Source organism: Micromonospora sp. NPDC049044 (assembly GCF_040649215.1).
GTDB lineage: Bacteria > Actinomycetota > Actinomycetes > Mycobacteriales > Micromonosporaceae > Micromonospora.
On record NZ_JBEZFA010000014.1, the window covers coordinates 19,148 to 34,452 of the forward strand.

At 70.1% G+C, this 15,305-nt stretch carries 8 protein-coding genes; 6 read left to right on the plus strand and 2 right to left on the minus strand.

Going from position 1 to position 15,305, the window contains the following annotated elements:
* Nucleotides 1-5 precede the first annotated feature (5 nt).
* Entirely contained in the window at nucleotides 6-4,034 is a 4,029-nt protein-coding gene (gene eccCb, locus AB0B85_RS14240; protein WP_357407142.1) for a type VII secretion protein EccCb, read from the plus strand.
* Between the two features lie 31 nt (nucleotides 4,035-4,065).
* Entirely contained in the window at nucleotides 4,066-5,445 is a 1,380-nt protein-coding gene (locus tag AB0B85_RS14245; RefSeq protein WP_357407144.1) for an EsaB/YukD family protein, read from the plus strand.
* 28 nt (nucleotides 5,446-5,473) lie between these two features.
* Here the strand turns inward: AB0B85_RS14245 and AB0B85_RS14250 are convergent, their stop codons facing one another.
* The gene (locus AB0B85_RS14250; protein WP_357407146.1) at nucleotides 5,474-6,115 is read right to left on the minus strand and encodes a response regulator transcription factor; all 642 of its coding nucleotides are present in this window, start codon (nucleotides 6,113-6,115) and stop codon (nucleotides 5,474-5,476) included.
* On the opposite strand from AB0B85_RS14250, the gene AB0B85_RS14255 reads away from it, so the two are divergent.
* The 3 genes from AB0B85_RS14255 to AB0B85_RS14265 all read left to right on the plus strand — a co-directional run bounded on the left by AB0B85_RS14255 (nucleotide 6,086) and on the right by AB0B85_RS14265 (nucleotide 13,633).
* Entirely contained in the window at nucleotides 6,086-12,868 is a 6,783-nt protein-coding gene (locus AB0B85_RS14255; protein ID WP_357407148.1) for a WXG100 family type VII secretion target, read from the plus strand. The two genes, AB0B85_RS14250 and AB0B85_RS14255, sit on opposite strands and share 30 nt — an antisense overlap.
* Before the next feature lie 79 nt (nucleotides 12,869-12,947).
* Nucleotides 12,948-13,274 carry a WXG100 family type VII secretion target gene (locus AB0B85_RS14260; protein ID WP_357407150.1) on the plus strand — a complete coding sequence of 109 codons (327 nt, stop codon included), beginning with the start codon at nucleotides 12,948-12,950 and terminating at the stop codon, nucleotides 13,272-13,274.
* Nucleotides 13,275-13,315: 41 nt separating this feature from the next.
* Entirely contained in the window at nucleotides 13,316-13,633 is a 318-nt protein-coding gene (locus AB0B85_RS14265; protein WP_357407152.1) for a WXG100 family type VII secretion target, read from the plus strand.
* Nucleotides 13,634-13,693: 60 nt separating this feature from the next.
* On the opposite strand, the gene AB0B85_RS14270 is transcribed toward AB0B85_RS14265, so the two are convergent.
* Nucleotides 13,694-14,368 carry a hypothetical protein gene (locus AB0B85_RS14270; RefSeq protein WP_357407154.1) on the minus strand — a complete coding sequence of 225 codons (675 nt, stop codon included), beginning with the start codon at nucleotides 14,366-14,368 and terminating at the stop codon, nucleotides 13,694-13,696.
* Between the two features lie 126 nt (nucleotides 14,369-14,494).
* On the opposite strand from AB0B85_RS14270, the gene AB0B85_RS14275 reads away from it, so the two are divergent.
* Nucleotides 14,495-15,295, plus strand: coding sequence for a hypothetical protein (locus tag AB0B85_RS14275; protein WP_357407156.1), 801 nt, complete (start codon nucleotides 14,495-14,497; stop codon nucleotides 15,293-15,295).
* Nucleotides 15,296-15,305: the final 10 nt, after the last annotated feature.

Consider the following 15,305-nt stretch of genomic DNA (forward strand, 5'->3'; position numbering starts at 1 on the left):
GAACAATGACGCGCTTCGCCTTCCACCGCCCGGCCCGGTTCCTGCTGCCCGGCCTGCCGACCGACCGGGTGGTGCTGCCGACCCCGCCGCAGGAGCCGCAGGACAATCCGCAGAACAACGGCTGGTCGCTGGTCCTGCCGCTGCTCAGCAGCATCGGCATGTCGGCCTACATGGTGACCTTCGGCCGGCCCGCCATGATCATCATCGGGGTCCTGTTCTTCGTGGCGTCCGCCGGCGCCGTGATCGCCATGCGCGCCAACCAGCGAAGCGTCGCCGGCAAGGCGCTACGCAAGCAGCGGTCCCGCTACCGCGCGCACCTGAAGCTGTCGCGCGACAGCGCCCGGGCGGTGGCGGCGAACCAGCGGACCGTCGCCGCCCTGGCCAACCCGGAACCGGTGCGGCTGTGGTCCATCGCCACCACCCGGCACCGGGTGTGGGAGCGGCGGCAGCACGACAAGGACTTCCTGCACGTACGCCTGGGCTGCGGTGCCGTGCAGCTCGCCACCCCCCTGCAGATCGACGACCGGCTGGACCCGCTTACCGACTACGACTGGGACTCGTTGCAGGCCGCCACCAACCTGATCGACCGGATGGGCCGGGTGGACCGTCAGCCGATGGTGATCGATGTTGGCGGCGCGGGCGTGATCAGCCTCTCCGGCGGCGCGGCACGCACCGAGCCGCTGCTGCGGGCCCTGCTCTGCCACATCGCGGTGCTGCACGCGCCGGACGACGTGACGATCGCCGTCGACACCGGAGGATCACCGCAGTGGGACTGGGCCAAATGGCTGCCGCACACCTTCGAGCCGCGGGTACGCGGCGCGGCCGGCACCGTGTCGCTGGTCACGCCCGAGCCCGAGCTGCTGGCCCCGTTCCTGCACCGTGAGCTGACCCAGCGCGCCGAGCTGCACAACCGCACCCGGATGCAGAGCGCGGGTGGCCAGGCCACGCGGGTGCGGCGACTGATCGTGGTCTTCACCGGTTTCGCCCCGGTCTCCGAGTGGGGGCGGTCCGACCTGATGCGGGCCCTGCTCACCATCGCCGGAGCCGCCTCCGGGGTGACGCTGATCTTTCTCGCCGACCGGGACGCCGACGAACCCAGCCGGGTCGACCTGCGCATCCGGCTCGACGGCCACGGCGAACTCGTCACCGAGGGCAACCCCGCCCTGGTCACCGCGCCCGCGCTCGGCTGCACGCCGGACGCCGTCACCCCCGACTTCGCCGAGCTCATCGCGCGCAGCCTCGCACCGCTGCGGCTCAGCGACGAACGCGAACAGGTGCTCTCCCGGATCACCGCACTCAGTGAGATGGTGCTCGGGCCGCAGCCGTTCTCCGTCGACGTCACCAGCCGCTGGGTGGGTCCGACCGATCCCGGGCTGCTGCGTACCCCTATCGGCACCAACGGTGACGGCGAGACGGTTGTGCTGGACCTCAAGGAATCCGCCCAGGGCGGTTCGGGCCCGCACGGGCTGATCGTGGGCGCGACCGGCTCCGGCAAGAGCGAGCTGCTGCGTACCCTCGTCACCGGTCTCGCCCTCACCCACCCGCCCGACCTGCTCAGCTTCGTCCTCATCGACTTCAAGGGCGGTGCGGCCTTCGCCCCGTTGAGCGGTCTGCCGCACGTGGCCGGTCTGATCACCAACCTGGCCGACGACTCGGCCATGATCGACCGGGTGCTCGCCGCGCTCATGGGGGAACAGCAGCGGCGGCAACAGGCGCTGCGCGACGCCGGCAACGTCGACAACATCCGCGAGTACCAGATCCGGCGCGCGGCCGGGGACACCGACGCGGCAGGGGAACCCCTGGCTCCCCTGCCCTACCTGCTGATCATCGTCGACGAGTTCAGCGAACTGCTCTCCGGCCGCCCCGACTTCGCCGAACTCTTCACCCAGATCGGCCGCGTCGGCCGCAGCCTCGGCATGCATCTGTTGATGGCCTCCCAACGGCTGGAGGAGGGACGGCTGCGCGGGCTGGACTCGCACCTGTCGTACCGGATCTGCCTGCGCACGTTCAGCGCCTCGGAGAGCCGGACGGTGATCGGCAACGCCGACGCCTACAAGCTTCCGTCGATCCCCGGCTCGGCATACCTGAAGGTGGACGAGTCCATCTACGAGCGGCTGCGCGTGGCGCACGTCTCCACGCCGTACCTCAGCTCCGAGGAACGCGCCGCGGCCAGCGGCGACCAGGGGCGCACCCTGGTCCCCTTCGGCCTGCGGACCGCGTCGGAGGAGATCGAACACGAACCCGCCGCCACCGAGACGTCCGCCGGGACCGGCCCGACCGAGTTGCAGATCATCGTCGACCGGCTCCACTCCGTCGGCACGCCGGCCCACCAGGTCTGGCTGCCGCCACTGCCCCCGGCGCTCGCCCTCGACCACCTCATCGGCCGGCCCCGGGCCGACGAGGAGCGTGGCTACGCCGCCGCGCACTGGCCGATGAGCGGCAGCCTGTCGATCCCGCTGGGCCTGCTCGACCTGCCGCACCGTCAGGAGCAGGAAACCCTGATGATGAACTTCGGCGGCGCGCACGGGCACATCGCCGCCGTCGGCGCCCCGCGCACCGGGCGCAGCACCCTGCTGCGCACCGTCATGCTCTCCGCGATGCTCACCCACACCCCCGACGAGATGCAGTTCTACTGCATCGACTTCGGCGGCGGCAGCCTGCACGCCTTCGCCCAGGCGCCGCACGTCGGCTCCGTCGCCGGCCGCCACGACGCCGAACTCGCCCACCGCATCCTCAGCGAGCTCCGCAGCCTGATCGTGAAGCGCGAACACCTCCTGCGCACGCTCGGCGTGGACTCGATCGCCGACTTCCGGGACCGGCGCCGGGCCGGCACGCTGCCGGCCGACATCCGCGCCGCCGACGTCTTCCTGATCATCGACAACTGGGGTGCGCTGCGCGGCGAGTACGAACACGCCGAGGCGGCCGTCACCGAGATCGCCGCCCGTGGCCTCGGCGCCGGCGTACACCTGATCCTCACCACCGGCCGCTGGAACGACATCCGGCCGGCGCTGCGCGACAGCATCGGCACCCGGATCGAGCTGCGGCTCAACGACCCCTCCGAATCCGAGATCAACCGCCGGATCGCCTCGCGGGTGCCGGCCAACGTCCCCGGCCGGGGAATCAGCGCGCCGGGAGCCTTCTTCCAGTTCGTGCTCCCCCGGCTCGACGGCCAGGACACCTCCGACGGGTTGCGGGAGGCCCAGGACAGGGCACTGGCGGCCATCGACAGCCACTGGAGCGGAAACCGCGCGCCGGCCGTGCGCCTGCTGCCGACGCGCATCGAGGTCCGCGAACTCGCCACCACCCCGGACTCCGTCGCGGTGCCGATCGGCCTCGCCGAGCCCGACATGGACACCGTCAGCATCGACCTCACCGGCGAGAACCCGCACTTCCTGGTGTACGGCGACGCCGGCTCCGGCAAGTCTACGCTGCTGCGCACGTTCCTCACCGGACTGGCCGAGCGGACCTCACCGTACGACGTGCGGGTGGTGTTGTTCGACTACCGGCGCTCCCTGCTCGACGTGGTCCCCGAAGAGCACCTAGGCGCGTACGCGGGAGACTCCGCGAGCGCCCAGGTCTACGTCAAGCAGGTCGTGGAGAAGTTGCAGGAACGGATGCCGCCACGCGGCCTCAGCCAGGCACAGTTGCTGGCGCGCGACTGGTGGGAGGGCACCGAACTGTACGTCGTCGTCGACGACTACGACATGATCGGCGGCGGCCCCTCGTCGCCGCTGCACCCCCTGGCCCCGTTCATCCCGCAGGCCCGCGAGATCGGCCTGCACGTGATGCTGACCCGCCGGGTGGCCGGCGTCTCCCGGTTCACGAGCGACCAACTCGTCTCCGGCATCCGGGACATGGGAACCGGCGGCGTGGTGCTCTCCGGCGACCACCGCGAAGGCGTGGTGCTCGGCGACGAACGCGCCGCCCAGCGTCCGCCCGGGCGGGGCGTCCTCGTCCGCCGCGGCGGCCCGAGCCGGCTCATCCAGGTCGCCGTGGCGGACTCCGCCCGCGCCACGGCGACCACCACCACCTGACGACCCCCCATCCGTACGGAAGGTAAACGTGATGGCCACCGAGCAGAGCCGGATCACCGTCATCGGCACACGGCGCCGCATCGACCTCGCGGTCCCCGCGAGCACACCCATCGGCGAGTACGTGCCCCGGCTGGCCGAGCTGTGCGGCGAAGAGGAATCCCCCGCCATGCCGGCCGCATGGTCGCTGGCACCGGCCGACGCGCCGGCGATCCCCCTCGACGCCACCCTGGCCGACATGGGCGTGCTGGACGGCCAGGTGCTGTACCTGCGCGACATCGCGGTGGAACCCGGCGACCCGCCCGTCGTCATGGACATCGACGAGGTCGTCGCCGACGAGGCCGGCCGGCTGCGCCGCCAGCGGATGCACGCCGGGCCCGTCGTTCTCGCCCTCGGGCTCGGCTGGCTGCTCGCGGCGGCGTTCCTCACCGGCTGGCGCACCGCCGCCGACACCGGATCGGCCCTCGCCCTGCTGCTCGCCGGGCTGCTGCTGCTCGGCGCCGGCTGGGGACTACGGCAGCGCCCCAGCGCGGTCCCGGACTGGCTGGTACATGTCGTCGTGCTGGCCGCCGCGCCATGCTTCGCGCTCTCCGGCATGCAGATCACCGGCAGTCTCCTCGGCGACGGTCACCAGTGGACCGGCGCCGTCGTCGGAGCCAACCTGGCCCTGATGATGGCCCTCGCCGTCGGCCCCGGAGTCGTCCTCATGGCCGTCGAGGCGCAGCTTGCCGTCGCCGCCGTCCTCGTACCGCTGGCGTACGGTCTGGAGGCCGACCGGGTCGAAACGGCGGCCCTGGTCGCGGCGGTCGCGCTCGGCCTGCTCGCCGTCTCCCGGCGCATCGCCGCGATGGTCACCGCCTGGGGCAACCGGGTCCCCGCGGGCCGGCAGGCCGCGGCGGTCGCCACCACCGAGCTGACGTCGTCCTCCAGCCGGGTTCTCTCCGTGGTGATGGCCGGGCCCACGCTCGCGCTCGCCGTGACCCTGCCGATGCTGGCCCTCTCCGGCCGAGGGTTCGCTCTCGCCAGCGCCGCCATCCTCACCCTCGGGCTGCTGGTCCGGGCCCGGCACGCCGCCTTCACCAACGAACTGCTGATGATCGGCGGCGCCGCGACGGTCGGCCTGTTCACACTGATGATCCCGCTGGCGTGGCTGGTCGGTGTGACCGGGACCGCCGCCCAGGCCCTGCTGATCGCCGCCGGCGTCGCCGTGACGGCCGTCGGGATCGGCATGAGCGTCCTGATGCGGTCCCCCGCGGACCAGCCGGAGCCGCTGTCCGACCGGCCGCGTAAGCCCCGCAAGCGCAGCCGGTCCGAGGTGATCGGGGCGATCGCCGCGGTGGCCGTGGCCCCGCTGACGATGGGAGTCTTCGGCGTCTTCAGCGACCTCGTCTGGTTCGGTCGCACGCTGTTCTGAACCGGCGGCCGGCGGCCACCTCAGCCCGTCAGGCGGCTGAGGTGGACCGCCGCCCCTGGGAGTAGTGGCCCAGCTCGATCGCCATCCGGGTCAGGTCGGCCTTGTTGTTGACGTTGAGCTTGGCCCGGATCCGCTTCGCGTACGTGTTCACCGTCGCCTGCGACAGCCCCATCCGGGTGGCGATCTGGGAATGGGTGAACCCGGACGCGATCAGGCGCAACGTCTCGATCTCCCGCGGTGCCAGCCCGTTGGTGTCCTCGGCCCCGGCGTTGGCCAGTTCCAGCTGGAACCGGCCGACCATCGTCGGGCACAGATAGAAGCCGCCCTGCACGATCACCCGCATCGCCTCACGCACGTCGGCCTGCTCCGCGAACCGGCTGATACAGCCGCGCGCGCCGGCCCGGATCGTGGCCAGCAACGTCGGTGAACCGGTCCACGCCGAACTGATCAGCGGCCGGCCCAGGGCGGCCACCTGCGCGACCTGCGCCACCGTTGCCACGTCGATGTGCGGGAAGTCCAACACCACCACGTCGTACGAGCCGGCGCTCCGGTCCAGTTCCGCCACCGATCCGACGGCGGCCGCCACCCGCATGCTGGCGTCGTCGGACGCCAACTTCTCCATGCCGGCGCGGGAGATCGGATGCTCCGCGACGATCGCAACTGTGAACACGCGCTCCTCCAGGATTCTGCTCCCCACCCGGGCACGGTGAGGCAGCCATCAAACGGCGGACGGCTGTCCCCGGTTCACCGTCGTGCAAAAAATCTGCGCGTCACCCCGTCGAGGACGTCCCCCGTCCCGAAGAAGGGATTGCGGCCGCTCCCAGCCCTCTTCCTAGCCTTCAATCGCAGCAGTCTGCGCAGCCGAGGAGGCGTTGTGCCGGAGACCACCCAGACGACAGCCGACGGGTCGATCGTCACGTACGACCCGGACGGCCGGGTGATCCGCCAGGTCACCGCCGACGGCACCGTCTTCGACCACTTCGACGCGGCCGGACGCCCCGGGCAGGCGGCGCTGGCCGGGTCCGGCGACCGGGTGAGCATCACGTACGACGGTGACCAGAGCACGTGGCACTACCCCGACTCGACGGTCACCCGAAACGGTGAGGGGGACGTAGTGCGGCTGGAGGCCGCCGACGGCACGGTGTTCGACCGCTTCGACGCCGACGGCCGGCCGCTGCACGGGACGCTGCCGGACGGGGCGGGGGCGGTGGACATCGGCTACCGGGGCGACGAGAGCACCTGGACGTACCGCGACGGAGGCCGCGTCACCCGCGACGCCGACGGCGGCGTGGTCCGGCAGCAGACCGCCGACGGGACAGTGTTCGACCGGTTCGGCGGTGACGGCCGGCCTCTCCACGGCACCGTGCCCGGCGAGAACGGTGAACCGCCGCAGGACGTCACGATCGCCTATGACGGGGATGCCTCCACCTGGGCCTACGCCGACGGCACCACCGTCAACCGCAACAGCGACGGCGCGGTCACGCAGATGCGTACCGCCGACGGGGCGTCGTTCGACCGGTTCGACGCCGACGGGCGACCTATCCACGGCAGCCTGCCTGGAGACGACGGTGAACCGCCGCAGGACGTCACGATCGCCTACGACGGCGATGCCTCCACGTGGACCTACGCCGACGGCACCACCCTCAACCGCGACAGCGACGGCGCGGTCACCCACATGCGCACGTCCGACGGCGCGTCGTTCGACCGCTTCGACGCCGACGGGCGACCTATCCACTGCAGCCTGCCCGGCGAAAACGGCGAAGCACCACAAGAGGTGAACATCGCCTACAACGGCGACGCCTCCACGTGGACCTACGGCGACGGCACCACCCTCAACCGCGACAGCGACGGCGCGGTCACGCACATGCGCACCGCCGACGGCGCATCCTTCGACCGGTTCGACGCCGACGGCCGACCCACCCACGGCAGCCTGCCCGGAGACGACGGCGAAGCACCACAAGAGGTGAACATCGCCTACAACGGCGACGCCTCCACCTGGACCTACACCGACGGCACCACCCTCAACCGCAACGCCGACGGCACGGTCACCCACATGCGCACCACCGACGGCGCATCCTTCGACCGGTTCGACGCCGACGGGCGACCCCTCCACGGCAGCCTGCCCGGCGAGGATGGGGCAGCACCGCAGGACGTCACGATCGCCTACGACGGTGACGCCTCCACGTGGACCTACACCGACGGCACCACCCTCAACCGCAACGCCGACGGCACGGTCACCCACATGCGCACCACCGACGGCGCATCCTTCGACCGGTTCGACGCCGACGGGCGACCCCTCCACGGCAGCCTGCCCGGCGAGAACGGCGAAGCACCACAAGAGGTGAACATCGCCTACAACGGTGACGCCTCCACGTGGACCTACGCCGACGGCACCACCCTCAACCGCAACGCCGACGGCACGGTCACCCACATGCGCACCACCGACGGGGCATCGTTCGACCGGTTCGACGCCGACGGGCGACCCCTCCACGGCAGCCTGCCCGGCGAGGATGGGGCAGCACCGCAGGACGTCACGATCGCCTACGACGGTGACGCCTCCACGTGGACCTACGCCGACGGCACCACCCTCAACCGCAACGCCGACGGCACGGTCACCCACATGCGCACCGCCGACGGGGCATCGTTCGACCGCTTCGACAGCGGCGGGCGACCCACGCACGGCACCCTGCCCGGAGACGACGGCGAAGCACCACAAGAGGTGAACATCGCCTACGACGGTGACGCCTCCACGTGGACCTACGGCGACGGCACCACCCTCAACCGCAACGCCGACGGCACGGTCACGCACATGCGCACCGCCGACGGCGCATCCTTCGACCGCTTCGACAGCGACGGGCGACCCACCCACGGCACCCTGCTCGGCGAGAACGGCGAACCGCCGCAGGACGTCACCATCGCCTACAACGGCGACGCCTCGACGTGGACCTACGGCGACGGCACCACCCTGAACCGGGGCGCCGACGGCCAGGTCACGCACATGCGCACCAGCGACGGGGCATCGTTCGACCGCTTCGACGCCGACGGCCGACCCACCCACGGCAGCCTGCCCGGTGAGAACGGCGAACCGCCGCAGGACGTCACCATCGCCTACGACGGGGATGCCTCCACCTGGACCTACGGCGACGGCACCACCCTCAACCGCGACAGCGACGGCGCGGTCACGCACATGCGCACCAGCGACGGCGCATCCTTCGACCGGTTCGACGCCGACGGCCGGCCCCTCCACGGCACCGTGCCCGGCGAGAACGGCGAAGCACCGCAGGACGTCGCCATCGCCTACGACGGCGATGCCTCCACGTGGACCTACGGCGACGGCACCACCCTCAACCGGGGCGCCGACGGCCAGGTCACGCACATGCGCACGTCCGACGGCGCCACCTTCGACCGGTTCGACGCCGACGGGCGACCCACGCACGGCAGCCTGCCCGGCGAGGATGGGGCAGCACCGCAGGACGTCGCCATCGCCTACGACGGCGACGCCTCGACCTGGACCTACGGCGACGGCACCACCCTCAACCGCGACGCCGACGGCACGGTCACGCACATGCGCACGTCCGACGGGGCGTCGTTCGACCGGTTCGACGCCGACGGGCGACCCACGCACGGCAGCCTGCCCGGCGAGGATGGGGCAGCACCGCAGGACGTCAGGATCGCCTACGACGGCGATGCCTCCACGTGGACCTACGGCGACGGCACCACCCTCAACCGCGACAGCGACGGCGCGGTCACGCACATGCGCACCAGCGACGGCGCATCCTTCGACCGGTTCGACGCCGACGGCCGGCCCCTCCACGGCACCGTGCCCGGCGAGAACGGCGAAGCACCGCAGGACGTCGCCATCGCCTACGACGGCGACGCCTCCACGTGGACCTACGGCGACGGCACCACCCTCAACCGGGGCGCCGACGGCCAGGTCACGCACATGCGCACGTCCGACGGCGCCACCTTCGACCGGTTCGACGCCGACGGGCGACCTATCCACGGCACCGTGCCCGGCGAGAACGGCGAACCGCCGCAGGACGTCGCCATCGCCTACGACGGCGACGCCTCGACCTGGACCTACGGCGACGGCACCACCCTCAACCGCGACGCCGACGGCCAGGTCACGCACATGCGCACCGCCGACGGGGCATCGTTCGACCGGTTCGACAGCGGCGGGCGACCCACCCACGGCACCCTGCCCGGAGACGACGGCGAAGCACCACAAGAGGTGAACATCGCCTACAACGGCGACGCCTCCACCTGGACCTACGCCGACGGCACCACCCTCAACCGCAACGCCGACGGCACGGTCACCCACATGCGCACCACCGACGGCGCATCGTTCGACCGCTTCGACGCCGACGGCCGGCCCCTCCACGGCAGCCTGCCCGGCGAGAACGGCGAACCGCCGCAGGACGTCACCATCGCCTACAACGGCGACGCCTCCACCTGGACCTACGCCGACGGCACCACCCTCAACCGCGACAGCGACGGCACGGTCACGCACATGCGCACCGCCGACGGCGCATCCTTCGACCGCTTCGACAGCGACGGGCGACCCACGCACGGCACCCTGCCCGGCGAGAACGGCGAACCGCCGCAGGACGTCACCATCGCCTACAACGGCGACGCCTCCACCTGGACCTACGCCGACGGCACCACCCTCAACCGCAACGCCGACGGCCAGGTCACCCACATGCGCACCGCCGACGGCGCATCCTTCGACCGGTTCGACGCCGACGGGCGACCCCTCCACGGCAGCCTGCCCGGCGAGAACGGCGAAGCACCACAAGAGGTGAACATCGCCTACAACGGTGACGCCTCCACGTGGACCTACGCCGACGGCACCACCCTCAACCGCAACGCCGACGGCACGGTCACCCACATGCGCACCACCGACGGGGCGTCCTTCGACCGCTTCGACGCCGACGGGCGACCCCTCCACGGCAGCCTTCCCGGCGAGAACGGCGAACCGCCGCAGGACGTCACCATCGCCTACAACGGCGACGCCTCGACGTGGACCTACGGCGACGGCACCACCCTGAACCGGGGCGCCGACGGCCAGGTCACGCACATGCGCACCAGCGACGGGGCATCGTTCGACCGCTTCGACGCCGACGGGCGACCCCTCCACGGCAGCCTGCCCGGCGAAAACGGCGAAGCACCGCAGGACGTCACCATCGCCTACAACGGTGACGCCTCCACCTGGACCTACACCGACGGCACCACCCTCAACCGCGACGCCGACGGCACGGTCACCCACATGCGCACCGCCGACGGCGCATCCTTCGACCGCTTCGACGCCGACGGCCGACCCACCCACGGCACCATCCCTGGAGACGACGGCGCAGCACCGCAAGAGGTCACGATCGCCTACGACGGCGACGCCTCCACCTGGACCTACACCGACGGCACCACCGTCAACCGCAACAGCGACGGCGCGGTCACGCAGATGCGTACCGCCGACGGCGCGTCGTTCGACCGCTTCGACGCCGACGGCCGGCCCCTCCACGGCACCCTGCCCGGCGAAAACGGCGAAGCACCGCAGGACGTCACCATCGCCTACGACGGGGATGCCTCGACCTGGACCTACGCCGACGGCACCACCGTCAACCGCGACGTTCAAGGCAACCCGGTCCATATCCGCACCGCTGACGGCGCCACCTTCGACCGCTTCGACGCCGACGGGCGCCCCCTCCACGGCACCGTCCCCGGCGAGAACGGCGAAGCACCACGAGGTGTCACCATCGCCTACGACGGCGACGCCTCGACGTGGACCTACACCGACGGCACCACCGTCAACCGCAACAGCGACGGCGCGATCACGCAGATGCGCACCGCCGACGGCGCCACCTTCGACCGGTTCGACGGCGACGGCCGTCCTCTCCACGGCACCGTCCCCGGAGAGGACGGCGCAGCACCCCAGGACGTCACCATCGAGTACTCCCCCACCGGATCGACATGGAGGTACTCGGGGCCCGACGGATCCACGACCGTCTACCGCGACGCGCAGGACCAGGTTGTCCGGCAGGAGTTGCCGGACGGCACCGTCTACGACGCGTTCACCAGCGATGGCGACCCCACGCACGGTCAGACGCCGGGCAAGAACGGCCCGCAGGACGTGACCATCGAATACTCGGCGGCCGGGTCGAAGTGGACGTACGTGGGCCCGGACGGGACGACCACCGTCTTCCGTGACACCGACGACCGGGTCGTCCGGCAGGAACTTCCCGACGGCACGGTGTACGACGCCTTCAACGGCAACGGCGACCCCACGCACGGATCCGTGCCGGCCACGGACGGACGGCCGGCACAGGCGATCGACGTGTCTTACCACCAGGACGGCACCAGCACCTGGACGTTCACCGACGAGGGTACGGGCGACAAGACGCTGATCTACCGCGACGCGGAGAGCAACACGACGCGCATGGACGCGGGCGGGTGGACCTTCACCGACTTCAGCACCGACGGCAGGCCGCTGAGCGGTCACCGGATCGACGCTCCCGGCGAGACGGTGAAGGTCGAGTACACCGGGACGGGTAGCCGTTGGACCTACGACAACGGCACGGGCGATGTCACCGTCATCACCAAGAACGCCGACGACCGGGTCGTCTCGATGACCAGTGGTGGGTGGACCTTCACCGAGTTCGACTCGATGGACCGGCCGCTGCGGGGGTCGAAGCCGGGCGCGGACGGCGGCGGGACGGAGACGGTGACGATCGCCTACACCAGCGACGGCAGTGTCTGGACGTACGTCGACAGCAAGGGTGCGACGTCCGTGTTGACCCGCGATGCCACCGGTGACGTCGTCGAGCTGCGACAGGACGGCTGGACCTACACGGACTTCGACGCCGAGGGACGCCCGCTGTACGGCACCAAGGACGGGGATCGAGTCTCCATCAGGTACGACTCGAACGGGATCACGGAGTCGACCTTCATCACGCCGGACGGTCACTGGACCACCGTCGGTACGGATGCCACCGGCCGCCCGATCTTCCAGATCGTCGACGGTGTGCCGGCGGCCTTCGCCGTGGAGATCCCGAAGCTGAAGCTCGCCAAGGAGATGGTGGCACAGCGGCAGGAGCGCATCGAGGGAGACCTCTCATCGATCAAGAACTACTACAGCTCCATCACGGACTCCTGGGACAGCCCCGCGGGTGACCACTTCGCCGAATCGGCCAGCAAGCTCCAGGCCGCCTCCGACAAGATCAACCAGGTGTTGAAGGATTCCGTCACGGCCATGCAGAAGTCGTACGACCACTATCTCGAAGCCGAGGGCGGCAACCTCAAGAACATGATCCCCGCGACCGCCTCCGACACCTACAACACGGCCGTCGTGGCGCAGATCCTCGCCGAGATCATCCAACGGCAGACGCCCCCCGCCCAGGCCGGAGGCGTGGCACAGACGCTGTCCCCCTAAGCGGGACGTCGACTCACGCCGCCTCGCCGCGCGACCCTTGACCGGCATGTCAGCAGGCATCGGAAGCGGGTGAACGTCCATGGGCATGACTCCGGTCAACGTCACACCGGAAATGGTGACCGCAGCGGCGACGAGCTGTGACCGTACGGCGACCGACATCGACGGCGAGCTGGCCAGCCTGAAGGCGTACGTCACTCAGATGCACTCGATCTGGGGTGGTGTGGCCGCGGATCAGTGGAACGCCCTGATGACGGACTTCGACATCTACGGTCGGATGTTGCACAACTCGTTGACCGACATCGCGAGCGGCCTGCGGGGCAACGCCGTCAACTACGAGGACGCCGAGTGGGCGAACATCAACCAGTTGCAGGCGGTCAACGGCGACATCCCGGGTGCCCGCCTGTAGCGGGAGCCGGTGGCGGCCACACAGCAGAGAAGGAGTAGACAATGCCGGATCCCGCGTCCAGCAATCTCAAGGTCCCGATGGAGCTTGAGCAGGCGGGCCACGACATCAACGGCAAGGCGGATCAGATCACCCAGCAACTGGAGGATCTCAAGATCCAGCTGGGGCCGATCTCCCAGACCTGGACCGGTACGGCCAAGACGTACTACGAGGGCCTGCAGGGCGAGTGGAACCTGGCGGCCGACGGGCTTTTCGGCCCGACCGGCGTGCTCGGCAAGATCGCCTACGCGCTCAACCTGAGCTGGGCCAACTACTCCGACTGCGAGTGGGCAAACGTCAAGACGTGGATGCCGAACCGCTGAGCGTGCGCAGCAGCTCCGCCGTGGCCCTGAGCCCGCGGCGGAGCTGTGGTGTCCGCGCTGTCAGTCGATCCAGGAGCTGCGGTCGGCCGCGGCGTAGATCTGGGCGGCGTCGTTGTACATGCCGGCGAACCGGCCGACCCGGTGGATCGCGCCACCGATCGCCTGCAGCAACGCGTTCTGATTCTGGATGAGTTCCGCCGTGCGCTCTGGGTTCGGATCCTCGACCTCCGGCCCGGTCGTCTCGAAAGCCACGAAGAACTCCTCGCCGGCCTCGGGATTCCTCGTGTACGTGCGGTCTTCGGTCGACTCCTTGTTCTTCGCATAGAACACCCAAGTCTCATTCTCGAGACGCGCGTTCTTGAAGCTCTCGAAATCGTCGATGGCAGCACTGGTCAACTTGAGCATCGCGTTCTCGGCGTCGTAGAGGCTGCCGACGTTCACCTTGACCGCGGTGTCGCCCGGTTCCTCCGGGTCCAGGGGTTCACCGGTTGCCGGGTCGGTCCTCGGCGCCGGCACACCCTGGTTGTCGGTCGGGATGTGTTCGTCGTTCTCGCCGAGCACGTAGTAGCTGCCGTCGGGCTCCTGTTTCACCTCCGGCTCCGACGGCGGCGTGACGAGGTCGGAGCTCTTGCCGGTCACCGTCCGTGCGGTCGGCCAGTTCTGGGTCAGGTCGACCAGCTTGTCGCCGCCCTGGTTCTGCTCCGGATTGATGACATGGTCGTCCGATTCTGCCATTGGTGAATGGTGACCGGCTCCGGGCGGCCGCGACAACGTCCCTCTTGGGGTGACGGCCGCGCCCGCGAACAGGGAACTGCCTGCCCCGCGGGTGGTGGCCTAACGTCGGTTCCAGGACGACGTCGCGTGCGGGAGGACAGGATCGTGCCGAACGAGTTCTCCGCGAACTCCCCGTCCGACTACAACAGCTCGGCCGAGGACAAGACGTTCGTCATCTATCCCAACGCCATGTACCAGTATGCCCACCGGTGGATGCCCGGCATGATCGCCGACATCGAGGAGAGCTGGAGAGGCATCGGTGACATCTGGGAGGAGCTGAAGCTGGGCTGGACCGGCCAGAGCTCCGAGGAGGCCAAGGCGTTCAACGACCGGCTGCAGACGGCTCAGAACGAGATGTTCGGCAAGAAGGGCGCCACCGAGGACCAGGACCAGCCCGGCATCATGCGGCTCTCCCGGGCCGTCGCGGTGCACGCCGCCTCCAGCTACTACGAGGCCGAGATGTCCGTCACGAAGATGTTCGACGACTTCCTCAACGAGCTCGCCGCCCCCTCCGAGGCCGGCGCCCAGGTCCCCGAGGACGCCAGCGGGGGCCCCATCTCGATCAACTACGACAACCACAACGGCGTCCGGTACGACAACCGTGACGTCGTGGGCCAGTGGCAAGACTCCTCCGGCGGCACCCACCTACTGTACGAGGGCGACAAGACGCCGAAGCCGGAGCTCACCGACTTCTCGTACGAGTACCAGGGCGAGACTGTCACCGTCTGGGCGTACGGGATCGAGGAGACGCGGATCGACGCGGAGGGTCACTCGCACAAGGAGATCTACCGGGTCGAGGCCGCCACATGGGTGGACGACAAGGGCAAGACCCACACGCTCAACACCGACGGCACCGATCCCCTGCCGCTGCCCGACGACGCCGGCTGACCCGGACTAC